Raw genomic sequence first — 18050 nt, 5'->3', positions numbered from 1 at the left:
ACAACCTTTCTTCTTCCGGTCCCAAAAACCGGAACGAATTCACATCTTGCCTTTATTATACTGTTCATGGCACGGCGGCGCAAGACCTTGTAAACACCCTGTCAAACTTTTGTGAAGTCGGGCGGATGGCGGCATTGTGCGTCGCGCAGATATTTGCAGCGGGTGGCCTCGCCGCCGCGCAGATGCCGTTCGGCTTTGTTTTTTTGCAATACCTTGCGCACCTCGGCCCACAGCCCGGGGTTCAGGTGCCGCAGCCGTGTCTGGTCCTTCCAGACGGTGCTCTTGCTCACGCCGAAAATGCGGGCGGCGGCCCGCACGGTTGCGCCGTTGCGCACCAGATATTGCCCCACCGCCACCGCACGTTCTTCGGGGTCGCCTTTCATACGCAAACCTCCCTTGTCACAGGATTGTTTTGTCCAACCCTATGCCGAAGTGGCCATGCATATGACAGCGGCACCGCACAAAAAAGGCACCCCCGGAGCGAAAAGCCCCGGAAGGTGCCGAAAGAGCATCCAAAAAAGTAAAAAAGGCAAAAAGGAAAGAGAAGCGCTGTGAAGCAAAAAACTTTACAGGAAAGATAGCCTGAACACCGGGCGATTACTCGTAAGTGCGCCGTCCCGCAAACACGCACAGAGGGCGGGTGGACTTGCCAGTGCCGATGAGCTGTACCGCGGCGGCCAAGGTGGCGCCGGCGCTGGTGCAGGCGGGCACACCGTCAAAGAACAACGCTTCCCGGGCGGCGCGCTCGGCGTCGGCGGTGTTTACGGTGAGTACAGTGTCCACCACGTAGGGGTTGTAGTTTTCCGGCACAAAGCCGGGACCGATCCCCGCAATGCCGTGGTGCCCGATGAACCCGCCGGAGATGGCGGCACATTCACTGGGTTCCACCGCCACAATGCGGATCATGCTGTTCCAGGCCTTCAGGTACTCGGCCACACCGGTGATGGTGCCGCCGCTGCCCACGCCGATGACCACCGCGTCGATGGAATCCCCGCAGGCTTTTAGAATCTGCGGCCCGGTCACCCGGCGGTGATATTCCGGGTTGTCGTCGTTGGCGAAATAGTTGGTGTAGTAGCCGTTATAGCGCTTGGCTGTGTCGGCGGCAATGCGTTCCAGCGCCTTGCGCCCGCCGCCGCTGCACACCACAATGCGGGCCCCCAGACTTTGCAGATGCTGCCGGCGGGAGGCGGGCAGGCTGCTGGGCACCACCAGAATGCAGGGGTGGCCGGTGGTGGCGCAGGAAACCGCCAACGCCGCCCCGAAACTGCCGGAGCTGGCTTCCACCACCGGCATGCCGGGTTGCAGGGTACCGCGCTCGGTGGCAAAGGCCAGCATGGTTTCGGCTACGCCGTCCTTGCAGGTGCCGGTGGCGCCGCCAAAATCCAGGTATGCCAGAATGCTGGAGGCCAGCCCGTGCCGCCCCGAAAAACCGGACAGGCGCACCACCGGGCATTTATATACATCCTGATAGTAACTTTGCAGGATGGCCATGGGCCGCCACCGTCCTTTCAAAATAATCGGAAAATTCGTCAGATACTTTTATATTATAGCATAAACCGCGGGCCTTTGCATCCCTTCGGCCATACAAAAATGCAGGAAGAGCGCTGCAAGCCTGTGTGCAGGCCGAAAAAATCACGTCAATGACAAAAATTTGCTTGACACACCTGTCCGGGAGTGTTATAATTCATCTGCTGTAAAGAAAAATGCTTTACATTGTCGAAGGGAAGGAGGCGCCGCCGTGGCCCCCAAAAGCCAGAAAGATCTGACATTTTCGGTGCTGCTGGATTATTACGGCCCTGTCCTGACCGAAAAGCAGCGTTCCATCCTGACCGAGTATTACGATCAGGACCTGTCCCTGGCCGAAATTGCCGAAAACTATGGTATCACCCGCCAGGGGGTGCGCGACGCCATCAAGCATGGGGAAGCCACCCTGACCGAGATGGAAAAGAACCTGGGCTATGCCGAAAAGGACGCTGCCCAGCGCGCCGACCTGGCCCGGCTGGAACAGCTGATCATGGAAGTGCGCTGCTGTAATACCGGCCTGTATACGCCGGTGCCGCAGATCACCCGGGACACGGATGAGATGCTGGCCATATTGAAACGACTGAATACCTGATAACCGGGAGGGAACACAATGGCATTTGAATCACTGAGCGAGCGTTTGTCCGGCGTGTTCAAGAAGCTGCGCGGCAAAGGCAAACTGAGCGAGGCCGACATCAAGGCCGCCATGCGGGAAGTGCGCATGGCTTTGCTGGAAGCCGACGTCAACTATAAAGTCGCCAAAGATTTCTGCGCCCAGGTTTCGGAGCGTGCCATGGGGCAGGAGGTCATGGAAAGCCTGACCCCCGCCCAGCAGGTGGTCAAGATCGTCAACGAGGAACTGACCAAGCTGATGGGCGGCGACGAACCCCAGACCCTGCACATCAAGAACAAAGGCCAGACCGTACTCATGATGTGCGGCCTGCAGGGCAACGGTAAAACCACCCACGCCGCCAAACTGGGCAAGTTTTACCGGGGCCAGGGCCGCCGCCCGCTGCTGGTGGCCTGCGATATCTACCGTCCCGCCGCCATCGATCAGCTGCGCATCGTCGGCCAGCAGGCCGGGGTGCCGGTGTTCGAGATGGGCACCGAAAAGCCCGAGATCATCGCCGCCAAGGCCATGGCCTACGCCCGGGATCACGGCAACGATATCGTGATTCTGGATACCGCCGGCCGCCTGCAGATCGACGACGAGCTCATGGGCGAGCTGGTCCGCATCAAGGAAGCCGTGGAAGTGGACGAGACCCTGCTGGTGGTGGACGCCATGGCCGGCCAGGAAGCCGTCAACGTGGCCAAGACCTTCAACGAGAAGGTAGGCATCAGCGGTGTCATCCTGACCAAGACCGACGGCGATACCCGCGGAGGCGCGGCCCTTTCGGTGCTGGCCGTCACCGGCAAGCCCATCTACTTCCAGGGCACCGGCGAAAAGCTGGACGCTCTCGAACCCTTCTATCCCGCCCGTATGTCCAGCCGGATTCTGGGCATGGGCGATGTACTTTCGCTCATCGAGCGTGCGCAGTCCGTGCAGGACGACAAGGCCGCCGAACAGGCTGCCCGGCGCATGATGGAAAATAAATTCGACCTGAACGATATGCTGGCCCAGTTTGCCCAGATCAAAAAGATGGGCGGCGCAGCCGCCTTGCTGGGCATGCTGCCCGGCGGCAACCAGATCGACCCCGACCAGATCGATGACAAGGCCATGGCTCACATCGAAGCCATCATCTATTCCATGACCCCGGCGGAACGGGAACACCCGTCCATCATCAATCCCAAGCGCAAGCGCCGCATTGCGGCGGGCAGCGGCCGGACCGTGGAAGAAGTCAACAAGCTGTTGCGTCAGTTTGAAATGATGCAGAAGATGATGAAAAAAGCCAAACGCAACCCCAAGGGTTTTATGCGCAGCCTGGGCGGGCTGGGCGGCCTCAAGGGCCTGCGGTAAACACAAGGTTATCTCTCCCGGATACGGGGTGGATATAGAAACAGGCCCCGTCCGGGCCGTACAAAAAAATTCATGAATTTTTTGGAGGAAACACATCATGGTTAAGATTCGTCTGCGCCGCCTGGGCGCCAAGAAGAACCCCTTCTATCGCGTTGTTGTCGCCGACAGCCGTTTTGCTCGCGACGGCCGTTTCATCGAAGAAATCGGCTACTATGATCCCACCACCGAGCCTTCCGTGGTCAAGATCGACGCCGAGAAGGCCAAGCAGTGGCTGGCCAACGGCGCTCAGCCGACCGACACCGTTCGTGTTCTGCTGAAGAAGGCCGAGATCCTGTAACCTGTCTAGCGTAAGGGAGGGACCCCAGATGCAGGAACTGCTGATTGCCGTTGCCCGCGGTCTTGTGGAAGACAAGGACGCGGTGCGGGTCACGGTTGACCCTGCGCGTGAGGACGGTACCGTCGTCTACCACCTGAGCGTGGCCGAAAACGATATGGGCCGTGTGATCGGCAAGCAGGGCCGCATCGCCAAGGCGATCCGTGTGGTCATGCGTGCCGCCGCCGTCCGCCAGGGCGAAAAAGTTGTGGTGGAGATCGACTGACACTCCATTGCTATCCGCAAGCACTTTGCCCCCGGGCAAGGTGCTTTTTTACTGAATGTCTTTCCGGAGGTTTACCTATGTTTGATTTTCTCCCCGCGTTCAAGGTGGTGACCACCCACGGCGTCCGCGGCGAAATGAAAGCCCAGCCCCTGTGCGACGGCGCGGCGTTCCTGGCCCGCATCAAGCGGGTGTACACTTCGGCCCAGGGGGCCGGCGAAACCGCCCTGCAGGGGGTGCGCGCCCAGGGCAGCATGCTGCTGGTCCGCCTGGCCGGGGTGGATTCCATGGACGCCGCCCGTGCTTTGGTAGGGCACACCTTCTATTTTGCCAAGCAGGATGCCAGACTGCCCAAAGGCCGGTATTTCATCGACGATCTGCTGGGCTGTGCGGTCACCGATGCCGACACCGGCACGGTGTACGGCACCATCGCCGAGATCGATCACCCTGCCGCCCATGACATATACACGGTGCGGCGTCAGGACGGCAGCACCGCCCTCTTTCCGGCGGTGCCAGAATTCCTGGACCGGGTGGACCTGGAAGCGCGGGCGGTGTATGTCCGGCCCATTCCCGGAATGTTCGACCAGCCCGTCAACGGGGACGAGGAGTAAACCATGCGCATTGATATTGTGACTCTCTTTCCGGAACTGTGCCAGAGTTTTCTGGGCGCCAGCATTCTGGGCCGGGCGGCGGATAAAGGCTTGTTTGAAGCCCACTGCCATCAGATCCGGGATTACACCCTGAACAAACAGAAGCAGACCGACGACTACCCCTACGGGGGCGGCTGCGGCATGGTGCTGTATGCCCAGCCCATTGCGGACTGCCTGCGGGAGGTCATCCGCCAGTGCGAGGAACAGGGAAGACCCCGCCCGCGTATTGTTTTTATGACGGCGGGCGGCCAGCCTTACAACCAGCAGATCGCCAAGCGGCTGGCCAAATGCGATTCCCTCGCCCTGGTCTGCGGCCATTACGAGGGCATCGACGAGCGGGTAATCGAGGCCTTTGCTGACGAGGAAATCTCCATCGGGGACTATGTGCTTACCGGCGGGGAACTGGCCAGTCTGGTGGTGGCGGACAGCGTGCTGCGTCTGCAGCCCGGTGTGCTGGCCGAGGAACAGGGCTACCAGGAAGAAAGCCACTGGGACGGCCTGCTGGAATATCCCCAGTACACCCGCCCCGAAGTGTGGGAAGGCCGTGCCGTGCCGCCGGTGCTGCTCACCGGTGACCATGGCAAAATCACCGACTGGCGGGCCCGGCAGGCCCATGCCCGCACGGCGGCCCGTCGCCCGGAACTGTACAAGGATTGGTGCCTGCGCCATCCGCTGCGTCCCCGCCGCTGGAAGCGCAGTGAGCGGGCGGAGCTGATCCGGACCGACGCCGCCTGGGAGGCTGCTGCCGCCATCTATGCCGAAGCCTGGCAAGGCATGTGTGCGTCCCTGTGTACCCCGGCCTATGTGGCCGAACACACCCCGGACCATATGCTGGCGGAAATGAAGGCGGACCGCGCCGCCGGATGGGCTTTCTACCTGCACAGCACCGCCGGTGTACCCGATGCCCTGGTGGGGGTCTGCCACAAAACCGGCGAGATCGGCCGGCTGTATGTGCGGCAGGACGCCCGGGGCCGGGGCATCGGGGCGCTGATGCTGGAATTTGCCCGGAAAAAACTGCCGGAACACCCGGCGCCCCACCTGTTTGTGCTGGATTGCAACCTGCCGGCCCAGGCCCTGTACCTGCGCATGGGCTACCGTTGGGAAGGTGTTCACAAGGTGTATGATCCCGCGGAAAATCCGGATACTGTGCAGTTTTGCCGGGAACTGAAAATGGTCTATGCACCGACCAAAAATGAGGACAAAACATCAGGAAACTGACTTTTTTGTGCTGATTCACAACAGTGTTGAAAATAAACTGGTTAAGTTGTACAAAGAACGGGTGCAAGGTTTGTCGGAAATGCGGAATCCTGACAAAATTGCGGTTTTCCACTGTACAAAGTCGAACAAATGGGATAAAATAAAATCATCCGGGCGGCTACCTTTAGTGCAAACACCGCCTGACACTTGCCCGCGGTAGAAGAGCTTGGGCGTATTATTTTCACAAAGTAGGAGAGAATAGCTATGTACGTTAAAGAAGTTACCGTTGAGAATCAGGTTGGTCTGCACGCTCGTCCGGCTACCTTCTTCATCCAGAAGGCCAACGAGTACAAATCCTCCATCTGGGTTGAGAAAGAGGAGCGCCGTGTCAACGCCAAGTCCCTGCTGGGTGTTCTGAGCCTGGGCATCGTTGGCGGCACCACCATCCGCATCATCGCGGACGGCACCGATGAGCAGGCCGCCGTTGACGGTCTGGTCAAGCTGGTCAACTCCGGCTTCTCCGAATAATCCCATGTTTCTCTTCGGCCGGGTGGGGTAACCACCCGGTCTTATTTTATTTTTGCAAGGGGTTTCCATGACCAAGCAAGAACTGTACAAAAAAGCCTGTATGCTGCCGCTTTTGCCCGGTGTCTACATCATCCGGGACAAATCGGACGAGATCATCTATATCGGCAAGGCCAAGCGTCTGCGCACCCGCGTGTCCCAGTATTTCCGGGAAGGGGTTCCCCATGACGCCAAGGTCACCCAGATGATCAACCATGCCTTCACCTTTGATGTGATCGTCTGCCAGAGCGAGTTTGAAGCCCTCGTGCTGGAAGCCAGCCAGATCAAGGCCCACACCCCCAAGTACAACATTCTGCTCAAGGATGACAAGGGCTACAGCTACGTCAAGATCACAAAAGGGGACTGGCCCCGCATTTCCGCCGCGCTGCAGAAGGATGACGAGAACGCCGACTACATCGGCCCCTTTACCTCCTCCTTTGCGGTGCGGGAGATGGTGGAAACCGCCCAGAACTGCTTCCTTTTGCCCCGCTGCAACAAGGAATTTCCCCGGGACATCGGCAAAGGCCGCCCCTGCCTGAACGCCCACATCGGCAAGTGCATGGCGGTGTGCAGCGGCAAGGTCAGCTGTCAGGCCTACAACGAAGCCGTGCAGGGAGCCTTGCAGATGATCCGCTATGGCAAGAAGGACATTCTGCGCCAGCTGCGGGAGAAGATGGAGGCTGCCTCCGAGCGGCTGGACTTCGAATCCGCCGCCATCCTGCGGGACCAGATTGCGGCCATCGAGCGGGTGGCGGCGGGCCAGAAGGTGGTCATGGAAAGCGGCACCGAGATGGATGTGGTGGCCTTTGCGGGCACCAGCCGGGCGGTGTGCGCCGCGGTGCTTCGTTACCGGGAAGGCCGCCTGACCGATAAGCGGGAGTTTGTCTTCCACGACACCACCGACATTGCCGCTGTGCGGGAGGAATTCCTGCCCCAGTATTATCTGGACGGGGAATACGTGCCCAAAACGGTGGCGGTGGACGCCTTGCCTGAAGCCCACGAGGCCCTGAGCGAGGCGCTGGCCCAGGCCCGGGGCAGCAAGGTGGAGCTGTATGTGCCGCAGCGGGGAGATGTGGCCAAACTGGTCACCATGGCCTACACCAACGCGGTGGAGCGCCTGGGCCGGGAGAGCGGCCGCTATACCCGGGAGGAAAAGCTGCTGGAGGAGGCCGCCCAGGTCATGGGGCTGAAAGCCCCGCCCCGCATTATCGAAAGCTACGATATCTCCAACTGGGGCGACGGTTCCAGCGTCTGCGGCATGGTGGTCTTCAAGGACGGCAAACCTTATCGCAGCGGATACCGGCGTTTCAAAATGCGGGAAGTGCTGGGCACGGACGACTATGCCTCTTTGGCGGAAACCCTGCGCCGCCGGGCCGGGGAATACGAGGCTGCCCGGCGTGGTGACAAGCCGGACGGCCCGGGCAACCAGTTTGCCACCCTGCCGGATTTGCTGCTCATCGACGGCGGCAGGGGACAGGTGTCGGCGGTGCGGCAGGCCCTGCGGGGTACGGCGCTGGAGCATGTGCCCACCTTCGGCATGGTCAAGGACGACCACCACCGCACCCGGGCCATTGTGGATGATGCGGGGGGCGAAATTGCCATCAACCGTCACCGCAACATCTTTACCTTTGTCACCGCCATCCAGGACGAGACCCACCGCTATGCCAACGACTATCGCAAGCGGCTGATGAAGAAAAAGTCCTATGCAGCCACCCTGACCGCCCTGCCCGGGGTGGGGGAAAAGACCTCCGCCGCATTGCTGGCCCACTTCAAGACGGTGGCGGCGGTCAAGGCCGCTTCCATCTCCGACCTGGAGGAGGTCAAGGGCATCAGCCACGCCAAAGCCGAAAAAATTTACAACGCATTGCGCGCCTGAGGCAGGTTTTACCGCCTGTTTCGACTTGACAATGCTCCCTAAAGACTCCATAATAGATGGGACAAAGAGAGAATCTTTCGCTTCAACACTCAAAAGAAAGGCAGGTGCCGCCACAATGCGCGTGATCGCAGGTTCGGCCCGCGGCAAAAATCTCGCCGCCCTTCCGGGCGAAGACGTAACCCGTCCCACCATCAACCGGGTCAAGGAGGCCATGTTCTCCAGCGTGCAGTTCCTGCTGCCGGGGGCCCGTGTGCTGGACCTGTTCGCAGGCAGCGGGCAGCTGGGCATCGAGGCACTTTCCCGCGGGGCGGCCCAGTGCACCTTCCTGGATGCCAGCCCGGAGGCGGTGCGCATTGTCACCGCCAACTGCCGCACCGCCGGCGTGGCGGACAAGGCGCGCATCTCCTGCGGGGATGCCTTCAACTACCTGCACACCACCCGCGGTCCTTTCGACCTGGTGCTGCTGGACCCGCCTTTTGCCCACGGCACCCTGGCCAAGGTTCTGCCCTTGCTGGAACGGAGCCTGGCCCCCGGCGGCGTCATCCTGTGCGAAAGCGAACTGCAGGCGGAACTGCCCCCGCAGGTGGGGGGCTTGCGCCTGATAAAGCAATACAAGTACGGCAAAATTCTGGTCAGCCGTTATGAGAGAGAGGAACAGCCATGAACGTGGAAGAATTGCTTGAATTGATGGAAGAAACGCTGGAAGAGGGGACTGCCGTGCCCTTCGCGGCTTCCAAGCGCGTGGTGGATGTGGACCGCATGCGGGATATCATCGATGAGGTGCGCAACAACCTGCCCGATGAAATCCGTGACAGCAAAAAGATCGTGTCTGACCGGGAGCAGATTCTCAAAGGCGCCCGTGCCGAGGCGGATGGTATTATCCACCAGGCGGAGGAGCGTGCCCGCGGCCTTGTCTCCGACCAGGAGATTGTCAAGCGTGCCCAGCAGCGGGCGGTGGAGATTCTGACCGCAGCCCAGGCCCAGGCCAAGGAGATCAACCGCAGCGCCACCACCTACTGTGAGACCATCCTCAAAAATTCTGAGGAGGTGCTGGCCCGCAGCGTGGCCGACATTAAGAACACCCGGATGAATCTGCGCAACGCGGCGGCCCGCGGCATGCGCGGCACCAAAAAGTAAGTACATATCCACTCCCCATTTGTGAAAGCAGAACCGCCGACCGGATTGCCCGGCCGGCGGTTCTGCTTTTTGTCTGCCCGGGGCAAGAACAGGGCTTGATGGCCTCGCCGCCGACCACCCTCATTTTCCCCCGGAAGCCTCGCTTTTCCCCACCGTTCTCCACCTTTTTGCAGATGTGAAAAATCTTTGTCCATAGCGTTTTTTTGGCCTGCGGACTTGCTTTTTGCCCTGTAATTTGGTACTATGATGGTACAGCTGTGGGGAAAATACCCTTAAAGTGGTTAGAAGTGGGTAGTTTTCAACCCTTTCAACAGGGTTTTCAACAGCATCCTGACGGCTGGACGTTGAAAAAACGGTACGTTTCGGCAGAAAGGGGGAGTTTTCAACATGTTCGTCGGACGGTTCGACTATGCCATCGACGCCAAGGGACGGTTGAACTTCCCCGCCAAGTTCCGGGACGGTATGGGCGAGACCTTTATCGTGGCCCGCTGGCTGGACCATTGCCTGGCAGCTTTCCCCACCGAAGAGTTTGAAAAGGTGGCGGAGCGCATCGCCGAAAAAGGCCTTGTCAAGGGCCGCCAGGTCAGCCGGATGCTGTATTCCTCCGCCACCGAGGTCACCCCGGACAAACAGGGGCGTATCCAGCTGCCCGCGGACCTGCGGCAGTACGCCAACCTTACCCACGATGTGACCATCACCGGCAACCGTACCTTTGCTGAAATCTGGGATACCGATACCTGGAACGCAAACCAGGCCGCACTGGACGATGACTTTACCGCGGCCATGGAAGAACTGGATTTTTAATAAAACCGCGCACGGCGCAAAAAGGAACCCAAAATGGAATTTTCCCACATTCCCGTATTACTGCAGCCCTGTCTTGACGGGCTGGCCATTGATCCCACCGGCATCTACCTGGACGGTACCGCCGGCGGGGCAGGGCATTCCCGCGAGATTGCCAAGCGCCTGACCACAGGGCGGCTGATCGCACTCGATCAGGACCCGGATGCGGTGGCAACAGCCACCGAAAGGCTTAAGGGTCTTCCCGCCCTTGTGGTCAGGGCCAACTTTCGGCAGGCGGCTGCGGTGCTGGACGAGCTGGGAATCCCCCAGATCAACGGCGCACTGCTGGACCTGGGCGTATCCAGCCACCAGCTGGACGAAGCTTCCCGCGGGTTCTCCTACCACGCCGATGCGCCCCTGGATATGCGCATGAGCCAGCAGGGGCCCACCGCCGCCGATCTGGTCAACACCCTCCCGCGGGAGGAGCTGGCCCGCATCCTGCGGGAATACGGCGAGGAACCCTATGCTTGGCAGATTGCCGGCAAGATCGTGCAGCAGCGGGAACAGGCACCCATCCTGACCACCCTGCAGCTGGCGGACCTGGTGGCTGCCGCGGTACCGCCCAAAGAGCGCCGCAAGAGCAAGAACCCTGCCCGCCGTACCTTCCAGGCCATCCGCATTGCGGTCAACGGGGAACTGGACGCCCTGAACGAAGGGCTGGAAGCCATCTTTGCCCGTCTGGCGCCGGGCGGCCGGCTGTGCGTGATCACCTTCCACAGCCTGGAAGATCGGCTGGTGAAGAACAAGTTCCGCCGCTGGGCGCAGAAATGCACCTGTCCGCCGGAGCAACCCATCTGCACCTGCGGAGGCGTGGCCAAAGCCACCCTGATCACCCGCCATCCTATTGAGGCAGACACCGAGGAACTGGAAGAAAACCGCCGCAGCCGTTCGGCTAAGCTGCGTGTGCTGGAAAAGAACTGACGCCGGACAAGGCTTTTGAACCATAGAGGGGGTGCCGATCATGACTTCGGCCGCATATCAGATCAACAATACACAGTATGTACGCCGTGCACCGCGTGTGCGTGTGGTGCGCGGCGGCCGTTTCCGTCTTGGACGCGCCAAGGACGTGCTGCACCAGATGGCCTCGGTGCTGGTGGTGGCGGTGCTGCTGGCCCTGATCACGGCCATTGTGGCCAGCCAGGCCAAGCTCACCGAGCTTTCCGGCGAGATCGATGCCACGCGCAGCGACCTTGCCGACGCCCAGACCACCTACGAATATCTTTCCGGCAAGATGGACGAGATCTCCAACAGCGCCAACATTGATGAGGTGGCCCAGAATCGCCTGGGTCTGGTCAAGACCGATCCAAGCCAGGTCACCTACATCCGCCTGGACGACGAAAGCATCATCGAGAAAACCGGCTCCAAAACCGACGAGATTCTGGACGAGCTGTACACCGCTGCCCTCAGCCTGATCGGCAGCTTTGAACCGTAACAAGCCCAAAAGCGTGCATCCCGCGTCGGGGCACGCTTTTTGCCTTTTTATGACCCCGCATGGAACGGAAGGACAACAAGCATGCAGAACAATCGCAACAGGCAGAACGACCAACATCCCATCAACAATGCGCTGCGTGTGCGCACTTTGCTGCTGGTGGCGGTGTTCATCATCTTCGGTATGGGACTTCTGATCTACCAGCTGTATGCCTTGCAGCTGCGCGACCCCGAAAAATACCGGGTGGGCGCGGCGGAACAGCAGCTATCGGACGAAGAAATCCCCGCAGCCCGCGGCACAATCTACACGTCCACCGGCAAGGTCCTGGCCAAGAGCACCACCGTGTGGAACATTATTGCCGATCCTTCCCGCTGTGATGAAAAATACATTGCCCAGGCTGCCCAGGATATCTCCAACCTGCTGGGCGGCAGTGTCACTTCCGAAAGCATTCTGGAAAAGCTCAGCGACCGGGACAGTCAGTATAAGGTTCTGGCCAAAGGCGTGGATTTGCCCACCAAGGACGCGATCCTGGAATACGCCAACACCAAGCGCCCGCTGAACGACGGCGACCCGGAAGAGGACTGGAGCACGGTCCTCAAACTGTACACCGAGCAGACCTCCACCCGCAGCTACCCCTACGGATCTTTCCTGTCCTCGGTGCTGGGCTTCACCAACGCCGACGGTGTGGGTATCTACGGCCTGGAAAAGTCCTACGAGGAAGAACTGGCCGGCACGCCGGGACGGCGCATCACCAGCCAGAACGCCTGGGGCTATACCTCCGATGACGAAGGGGAGGTGTACGAGCCCATCAACGGCTACGACCTGCACCTGACCATCGATGATAATGTGCAGTCGGTGGTGGAAAAGTACCTGGGCCAGGCTCTGAAGGAATACAGCGTCAAGAACCGCGGTACCGTCATTGTCATGGACGTGAACACCGGCGCCATCCTGTCCATGGCCACCATGAGCCAATTTGACCCCAACGACCCCTACACCATCGCCGACCCGGAAATGGCCGCTGTGCTGGATGACGGCACTCTGACCGCCGAGGAAATCGACCTGCTGCAGTCCCGCCTGGGTGAAGACAATGTGGCCTCCATTGTGGAGGACGGCATTCTCGGCTCGGATGAGTATTCCACCCTGCAGGGTTATATCCGGGAAGCCCAGTGGAAGAATAAGAGTGTGACCGAGCTGTATTACCCGGGTTCGGTTTTCAAGCTGATCACGGCGGCCTCGGCTCTGGATTCCGGCCTGATGGACGCCAGTCAGGTCTTTTACTGCAACGGCAAACTGACCGTCAACGCGGGTACCCAGTGGGAACACACCTACCGCTGCGCCAACGACAGCATCCACGGCCCGCTGGATATGGCCGGCGCCCTGGAAAAGAGCTGCAACCTCTATTTCATTCAGGTGGCCGAGCTCATGACCCCGGAATTTTTCTACAACTATTACCAGGCGTTCGGCCTGGATGAAGTCACCGGCATCGATCTGCCTGCCGAATCCAAGGGCATTTCCAAGACCCAGGCAGATATGGAACAGACCACCACCGACCTGTACTCCACCGCTTTCGGCCAGACCCAGAAGCTCACCGCCATCCAGATGGCCACTGCCGTTTCCGCCGTGGTCAATGGCGGGTATCTGATTACCCCCTACGTGGTGGACAGCATGACCGACGATTCCGGCAATGTGGTCAGCCAGACCCAGCCCAATATCCGCCGCCAGGTTATTTCCGAGGATGTGAGCAAACAGCTCTGCGCCATGATGGAAAACGACGTGGGCGGCGGCCAGGATGGGTATTCCTGCCGCAACGTGTACGTGGCCGGGTACTCCATCGGCGGCAAATCCGGCACGGCCGAACAGCTGGACCGCACCGAGCGTTCCGACGGCGACTACCACAAGCAGATCAGCTTTGCCGCCATGCTGCCCGCCGACGACCCCGAAATCCTGGTCTTTGCGGTGCTGGACGACCCCCGCTGGATTCAGGACTTTGCCTCCGAGATCGTGGCGCCCATGGTGGGCAACATCATCAGCGAGATCGCCCCGTATCTTGGTATTGAGCGGGATGCCGATTACGTGGAACCGGAAAGTGTCAAAGTGCCCAACGCTGTGGGTTCCCGCTGGTCGTTGGCCCAGGCCAACCTGAACAAGCTGGGGCTGGGGCATCAGCTCATCGGTTCCGGCACCGACATCGTTTACCAGTATCCGTATTCGGGTACGTCGGTCCCGGCGGGCTCCACCGTGTACTTCTACACCGATACCACCACCGGCAGCCGGACCACCGTGCCGGATGTGACCGGCAAGACGGGATCTTTTGCCAAGCAGATGCTCAAATCCGCCAACCTGAACGTGAAGCTGGTGGGGGATGCCAACGGCAAGGTGGTTTCCCAGGATGTGGCGGCCGCGTCCAGCGCGGAGTACGGCACCGTGGTGACCATCCAGACCGAGGGCGACGGCACATCTTCCGACACTGTAACCACAACCGATACAGATACACAGAATACCGATGCCACAGACCAGACGGACACTGAGGAGGGAACCGAATGAAACCAATCCATGCCAACGAACTGCTGGCCGGGCTGACCCTGGCCCGGCCGGTGGACATCACCGCCGTTGTCACCGATAGCCGCAAGGTGCAGCCTGGCTGCGTCTTTGTCTGTTTTCCCGGTGCACGGGTGGACGGGCACGACTATGCCGCGGCGGCTTACAAAGCGGGCGCCGAATATATCATCGCCAACCACCCGGTGGAGGGTGTGCCCGAAGACCATCTGGTCATCACCCCGTCCAGCCACATGGCCATGCTGCGCATGGCTTCCAACTACCGCACCCTGTTCAGCCCTCTGATGATCGGGGTCACCGGTTCGGTGGGCAAAACCACCACCAAGGAATTCTGCTATGCGGTGCTGTCGGCTTTCGGCAACACCTTAAAGACCGAGGGCAACCAGAACAATGAGATCGGTCTGCCCAACACCCTGTTCCGCCTGGAGGACGCCACCGAGTACGCCGTGGTGGAAATGGGCATGAGCGCCTTGGGAGAGATCGCCCGCCTGACCCGCACGGCCCGCCCTTCCGCCGGCATCATCACCATGATCGGGGTGTCCCACCTGGAAAATCTCGGCAGCCGCGAGAATATACTGAAGGCAAAGCTGGAAATCTGCCAGGGACTGCCGGACGGCGCCCCGCTGGTGCTCAACGGGGACGATGAGATGCTGCGCGGGGCGGCTTTGCCGGCCCGGCTGCGGCCGGTCTGGTTCAGCCGGCAGGGGACCGATGCCGATGTCTGCGCCCTGGATATCCGGGATGTGGCCGACGGCACCGACTTTACTCTGCGGGATGCGGAGTATGGCGAATTCCCTGTGCACATTCCCACCCAGGGGCTGCACACCGTCAGCGATGCCCTGGCCGCCTACGCCGCTGCCACCCGCCTGGGCCTGGATGCGGCCCGGGCTGCCGCGGCCCTTTCCAACTACCGGACTACCGGCATGCGGCAGAACATTGTGCACCACGGCGGGGTGACTTTCATCGAGGATTGCTATAACGCCAGCCCGGACAGCATGCGCGCTGCGCTGGATATTCTGAACCGTCAGGTTCCCGGCCCGGAGGGGCGCCGTATTGCGGTGCTGGGGGATATGCTGGAACTGGGGTCCGCTTCGGAGCAGGCCCATCGCCAGACCGGAGAATGGGCCGCAGAAGTGGCCGATATCCTGCTGGCTGTGGGGCCCAACAGCACTGCCATGGCCGAAGCTGCGTCCCAAAAAGTAACAACATTGCATTGCCAAAATACACAGGAAGTAGTAGAATATCTAAGGTTGAATCTGCGCCCCGGGGATGTGGTCCTGGCCAAGGCCAGCCACGCCATGCAGTTTGAAGAGATGCTGCACACCCTGTACGCGATTCTTCCCGACCAAGCATAAGACTACAACCTGATCTTTGGGGGAATTACCATATGGGGATGATCGTGTCCTGGATGCTGATCGCCGCGGCCATCGCGGCGTTTTGCGTCACTGTTGTTTCGGGCTTTTTCCTGATCCCGGCGTTGCGCCGTCTGCATTTTGGCCAAACCATCCGGGAGGACGGACCCACCTGGCACAATAAAAAGCAGGGCACGCCCACTATGGGAGGCCTGTGCTTCATTCTGGGCATTCTGCTGGCAGGCGGCCTGGTGTATGCGGGGCTTTCCTCCCGCGCACCGGACCTGGTGGCACCGCAGCAGGTGCAGGCCGGCCTGCTGGTGCTGTTCCTGGCTTTCGGCTCCGGTCTCATCGGATTTCTGGATGACTTCATCAAGGTGGTTCGCCACCGCAACCTGGGCCTGCTGGCCTGGCAGAAACTGGTCATGCAGTTTATTGTCACCGGAGCCTTCATGGCCGGCCTGAACAGCCTGGGGCTCATGACCACCATCATCATGGTGCCCGCTGTCGGGGCTGTGGATCTGGGCATCTTCTATTATCCCATCGCATTTTTCGGCATCATCTTCCTGGTGAATGCCGTCAACCTCACCGACGGCCTGGACGGCCTGTGCTCCTGCGTGACCTTCGTGTCCATGCTGGGGTACCTTCTGGCTGCCAGCATGCTTGGCTTCTACCATGTGGCGGTGCTGTCCACCGCCACGGCGGCCGCCTGTGCCGGCTTCCTGGTGTGGAACTTCTATCCCGCCAAGGTGTTCATGGGGGATACCGGCAGCATGTTCCTGGGCGGCATGGTCACGGCCCTGGCCTTTGTGATGGGCCGTCCCGAACTGGTATTTTTCTTTGGCATTGTCTTTATCTGGGATGCCATGACCGTTGTGATCCAGCGCGTTTACTTCAAGGCCACCCATGGCAAGCGCATCTTCCGCATGACCCCGATCCACCACGCCTTTGAGATGCGCGGCTGGAAAGAGGCCCGCATCGATGCCTTCTTCAGCCTGATTGCCGTGATGGGTGTGGCGCTGGGCCTTTTGTACATTTATCTTGCGTAACATCCTGCACCGCTCCCTTTGCAGGAAAGGAGGGACCTGCCCGTGACAGCCGCACGTTTTCTTGACCTTGCCCTTGGCAACCTGATTCGATTTTTCCGTGACGCCGCTTTCCGCAAGGAGGAACGGGGCCCTGTCTCGTGGGGGTTCGTGGGAACCTTGATGCTGGTTTTGTGCTACGGCCTCATCATGCTGTTTTCTTCCAGCTATGTGACCGCCTACTACCGCTTCGATGATATCTACCATTACATAGCCCCGCAGGCAATTCTGGCTGTGGTGGGCGTGGTACTCATGTTCCTGATCTCCAACATCGACTACCACTCCCTGCGGCATCTGTACTGGCACATGTATGTGATCCTGATGATCCTGCTGGTGTGGGCGCTGTTCAGTCAAGAGTACAACGGCGTGCACCGGTGGGTCACCCTGTTCGGCACCACCCTGCAGCCGTCGGAGATCGCCAAGTTTGCGGTGATTCTGGGCATTGCCATGTATACCGACAAATACTATGAACAGCGCAAAAGTCTGCTGCACGGGATGATTATTCCGGTGGCGCCGGTATTGCCCATTGTGGTGCTGCTGCGTATGGAACCCCACAACTCGGCCATCCTGCTGATCTGTATGATCGTGGGTACCATGCTGCTCTGCGGCGGCTGTGCCCTGCGCTGGATGCCTGTCATGGCCGGCGTGGCGGGCGGCGGTCTGTTCCTGATGCTGACCGCCAAAGGCAACAACGTTGCCAACGAGCGCCTGGGTGCCTGGGGACTGTTTGCCGAAAGCGACGTGGACCTGGGATACCAGACCACACAGAGTCTTTACTCCATTGCATCGGGCGGCCTGACCGGATTGGGCATCGGCAACAGCCGGCAGAAACAACTGTGGCTGCCCGAGGCTACCAACGACTTTATCTTCTCGGTGGTGTGCGAGGAGCTGGGCTTCATCGGCGCGGTGCTTTGCATCGGTCTGTTTGCAGCCCTGCTGGTGCAGGGAATCCTGATTGCCCTGCGCTCTCCCGACTATTTCGGCAGTATGTTGTCCATCGGCATTATGGCCCAGGTGGCCTGGCAGGTGTTCTGTCATATCGGTGTGGTGACCGCCACTTTGCCCAACACCGGTATCAGTCTGCCTTTCTTCTCTTCCGGCGGCACCAGTCTGCTGTTGCTGCTCTGCGAAATGGGCGTGGTGCTCAGCGTTTCACGGGCAGGCAATGCGCATATCATGGCCCAGCGCCAGCGCAGCCAGGAAGAGCTGATGAAACGCCTGCACGGGGGAGAACCCACACGAAAACTGTATCGTCGGCGGGAAAATGTCAGCGGCTGATCCCGTCGTTGC

19 protein-coding genes are annotated in these 18050 nt (G+C 60.2%); 17 read left to right on the top strand and 2 right to left on the bottom strand.

Annotated features, from left to right (window positions below; genetic code table 11):
- Window positions 1-101: 101 nt before the first annotated feature.
- Both H6B15_RS02220 and H6B15_RS02215 read right to left on the bottom strand, forming a co-directional pair.
- A complete protein-coding gene (locus tag H6B15_RS02220) occupies window positions 102-383 on the bottom strand; it encodes a sporulation transcriptional regulator SpoIIID (protein WP_204645604.1) in 282 nt (93 codons plus the stop codon).
- A gap of 214 nt (window positions 384-597) precedes the next feature.
- Entirely contained in the window at window positions 598-1491 is an 894-nt protein-coding gene (locus tag H6B15_RS02215; protein ID WP_204645602.1) for a PLP-dependent cysteine synthase family protein, read from the bottom strand.
- A 247-nt stretch (window positions 1492-1738) separates the two neighbouring features.
- On the opposite strand from H6B15_RS02215, the gene H6B15_RS02210 reads away from it, so the two are divergent.
- The 17 genes from H6B15_RS02210 (at window position 1739) to H6B15_RS02130 (ending at window position 18038) form a co-directional block, all read left to right on the top strand.
- The gene (locus tag H6B15_RS02210; RefSeq protein ID WP_204645600.1) at window positions 1739-2116 is read left to right on the top strand and encodes a sigma factor-like helix-turn-helix DNA-binding protein; all 378 of its coding nucleotides are present in this window, start codon (window positions 1739-1741) and stop codon (window positions 2114-2116) included.
- An 18-nt stretch (window positions 2117-2134) separates the two neighbouring features.
- Window positions 2135-3478, top strand: a complete 1344-nt coding sequence (ffh, locus tag H6B15_RS02205; protein WP_204645598.1) for a signal recognition particle protein — start codon at window positions 2135-2137, stop codon at window positions 3476-3478.
- A gap of 94 nt (window positions 3479-3572) precedes the next feature.
- Window positions 3573-3815: a 30S ribosomal protein S16 gene (rpsP, locus tag H6B15_RS02200; protein ID WP_204645819.1), complete on the top strand. Its 243-nt coding sequence runs from the start codon at window positions 3573-3575 to the stop codon at window positions 3813-3815.
- A 28-nt stretch (window positions 3816-3843) separates the two neighbouring features.
- Window positions 3844-4077 carry a KH domain-containing protein gene (locus H6B15_RS02195; RefSeq protein WP_204645596.1) on the top strand — a complete coding sequence of 78 codons (234 nt, stop codon included), beginning with the start codon at window positions 3844-3846 and terminating at the stop codon, window positions 4075-4077.
- Between the two features lie 77 nt (window positions 4078-4154).
- Window positions 4155-4685 (top strand): ribosome maturation factor RimM, encoded by a 531-nt coding sequence (rimM, locus tag H6B15_RS02190; RefSeq protein WP_204645594.1) that lies wholly within the window; start codon window positions 4155-4157, stop codon window positions 4683-4685.
- Between the two features lie 3 nt (window positions 4686-4688).
- A complete protein-coding gene (trmD, locus tag H6B15_RS02185) occupies window positions 4689-5942 on the top strand; it encodes a tRNA (guanosine(37)-N1)-methyltransferase TrmD (RefSeq protein WP_204645592.1) in 1254 nt (417 codons plus the stop codon).
- Between the two features lie 243 nt (window positions 5943-6185).
- Window positions 6186-6449, top strand: a complete 264-nt coding sequence (locus tag H6B15_RS02180; protein WP_113999630.1) for an HPr family phosphocarrier protein — start codon at window positions 6186-6188, stop codon at window positions 6447-6449.
- A 67-nt stretch (window positions 6450-6516) separates the two neighbouring features.
- Window positions 6517-8361, top strand: coding sequence for an excinuclease ABC subunit UvrC (uvrC, locus tag H6B15_RS02175; RefSeq protein WP_204645584.1), 1845 nt, complete (start codon window positions 6517-6519; stop codon window positions 8359-8361).
- A 115-nt stretch (window positions 8362-8476) separates the two neighbouring features.
- Window positions 8477-9025 carry a 16S rRNA (guanine(966)-N(2))-methyltransferase RsmD gene (gene rsmD, locus H6B15_RS02170; protein WP_204645576.1) on the top strand — a complete coding sequence of 183 codons (549 nt, stop codon included), beginning with the start codon at window positions 8477-8479 and terminating at the stop codon, window positions 9023-9025.
- On the top strand, window positions 9022-9498 hold the full coding sequence (locus tag H6B15_RS02165) for an HrpE/YscL family type III secretion apparatus protein (RefSeq protein WP_204645574.1): 477 nt from the start codon (window positions 9022-9024) through the stop codon (window positions 9496-9498). The genes rsmD and H6B15_RS02165 overlap by 4 nt, the downstream gene beginning before the upstream one ends.
- A 387-nt stretch (window positions 9499-9885) precedes the next feature.
- Window positions 9886-10302 carry a division/cell wall cluster transcriptional repressor MraZ gene (mraZ, locus tag H6B15_RS02160; RefSeq protein ID WP_204645573.1) on the top strand — a complete coding sequence of 139 codons (417 nt, stop codon included), beginning with the start codon at window positions 9886-9888 and terminating at the stop codon, window positions 10300-10302.
- Window positions 10303-10335: 33 nt separating this feature from the next.
- Window positions 10336-11259 (top strand): 16S rRNA (cytosine(1402)-N(4))-methyltransferase RsmH, encoded by a 924-nt coding sequence (rsmH, locus tag H6B15_RS02155; RefSeq protein ID WP_204645572.1) that lies wholly within the window; start codon window positions 10336-10338, stop codon window positions 11257-11259.
- 40 nt (window positions 11260-11299) lie between these two features.
- Window positions 11300-11770, top strand: a complete 471-nt coding sequence (locus H6B15_RS02150; protein ID WP_204645568.1) for a hypothetical protein — start codon at window positions 11300-11302, stop codon at window positions 11768-11770.
- Between the two features lie 81 nt (window positions 11771-11851).
- Window positions 11852-14311 carry a peptidoglycan D,D-transpeptidase FtsI family protein gene (locus tag H6B15_RS02145; protein WP_204645566.1) on the top strand — a complete coding sequence of 820 codons (2460 nt, stop codon included), beginning with the start codon at window positions 11852-11854 and terminating at the stop codon, window positions 14309-14311.
- Complete coding sequence (locus H6B15_RS02140) at window positions 14308-15678, top strand: UDP-N-acetylmuramoyl-tripeptide--D-alanyl-D-alanine ligase (RefSeq protein WP_204645564.1); 1371 nt, start codon at window positions 14308-14310, stop codon at window positions 15676-15678. Before H6B15_RS02145 ends, H6B15_RS02140 begins: the two co-directional genes overlap by 4 nt.
- 32 nt (window positions 15679-15710) lie before the next feature.
- Complete coding sequence (mraY, locus tag H6B15_RS02135) at window positions 15711-16724, top strand: phospho-N-acetylmuramoyl-pentapeptide-transferase (RefSeq protein ID WP_204645563.1); 1014 nt, start codon at window positions 15711-15713, stop codon at window positions 16722-16724.
- 42 nt (window positions 16725-16766) lie between these two features.
- Window positions 16767-18038: an FtsW/RodA/SpoVE family cell cycle protein gene (locus tag H6B15_RS02130; protein ID WP_345941911.1), complete on the top strand. Its 1272-nt coding sequence runs from the start codon at window positions 16767-16769 to the stop codon at window positions 18036-18038.
- Window positions 18039-18050 lie beyond the last annotated feature (12 nt).

Source organism: Gemmiger formicilis, assembly GCF_016900095.1.
Taxonomy (GTDB): Bacteria; Bacillota; Clostridia; order Oscillospirales; family Ruminococcaceae; genus Gemmiger; species Gemmiger formicilis_A.
The sequence above is the reverse complement of the archived record's forward strand: the minus strand, read 5'-3'. Positions and strand labels throughout refer to the sequence as shown.

What these genes read in the sequence shown, in the direction of transcription:
- H6B15_RS02220 (WP_204645604.1), bottom strand. Translation starts at nt 383, where the DNA reads ATGAAAGGCGACCCCGAAGAACGTGCGGTGGCGGTGGGGCAATATCTG.
- H6B15_RS02215 (WP_204645602.1), bottom strand. Translation starts at nt 1,491, where the DNA reads ATGGCCATCCTGCAAAGTTACTATCAGGATGTATATAAATGCCCGGTG.
- ffh (WP_204645598.1), top strand. Translation starts at nt 2,135, where the DNA reads ATGGCATTTGAATCACTGAGCGAGCGTTTGTCCGGCGTGTTCAAGAAG.
- H6B15_RS02195 (WP_204645596.1), top strand. Translation starts at nt 3,844, where the DNA reads ATGCAGGAACTGCTGATTGCCGTTGCCCGCGGTCTTGTGGAAGACAAG.
- rimM (WP_204645594.1), top strand. Translation starts at nt 4,155, where the DNA reads ATGTTTGATTTTCTCCCCGCGTTCAAGGTGGTGACCACCCACGGCGTC.
- trmD (WP_204645592.1), top strand. Translation starts at nt 4,689, where the DNA reads ATGCGCATTGATATTGTGACTCTCTTTCCGGAACTGTGCCAGAGTTTT.
- H6B15_RS02180 (WP_113999630.1), top strand. Translation starts at nt 6,186, where the DNA reads ATGTACGTTAAAGAAGTTACCGTTGAGAATCAGGTTGGTCTGCACGCT.
- uvrC (WP_204645584.1), top strand. Translation starts at nt 6,517, where the DNA reads ATGACCAAGCAAGAACTGTACAAAAAAGCCTGTATGCTGCCGCTTTTG.
- rsmD (WP_204645576.1), top strand. Translation starts at nt 8,477, where the DNA reads ATGCGCGTGATCGCAGGTTCGGCCCGCGGCAAAAATCTCGCCGCCCTT.
- H6B15_RS02165 (WP_204645574.1), top strand. Translation starts at nt 9,022, where the DNA reads ATGAACGTGGAAGAATTGCTTGAATTGATGGAAGAAACGCTGGAAGAG.
- mraZ (WP_204645573.1), top strand. Translation starts at nt 9,886, where the DNA reads ATGTTCGTCGGACGGTTCGACTATGCCATCGACGCCAAGGGACGGTTG.
- rsmH (WP_204645572.1), top strand. Translation starts at nt 10,336, where the DNA reads ATGGAATTTTCCCACATTCCCGTATTACTGCAGCCCTGTCTTGACGGG.
- H6B15_RS02150 (WP_204645568.1), top strand. Translation starts at nt 11,300, where the DNA reads ATGACTTCGGCCGCATATCAGATCAACAATACACAGTATGTACGCCGT.
- H6B15_RS02145 (WP_204645566.1), top strand. Translation starts at nt 11,852, where the DNA reads ATGCAGAACAATCGCAACAGGCAGAACGACCAACATCCCATCAACAAT.
- H6B15_RS02140 (WP_204645564.1), top strand. Translation starts at nt 14,308, where the DNA reads ATGAAACCAATCCATGCCAACGAACTGCTGGCCGGGCTGACCCTGGCC.
- mraY (WP_204645563.1), top strand. Translation starts at nt 15,711, where the DNA reads ATGGGGATGATCGTGTCCTGGATGCTGATCGCCGCGGCCATCGCGGCG.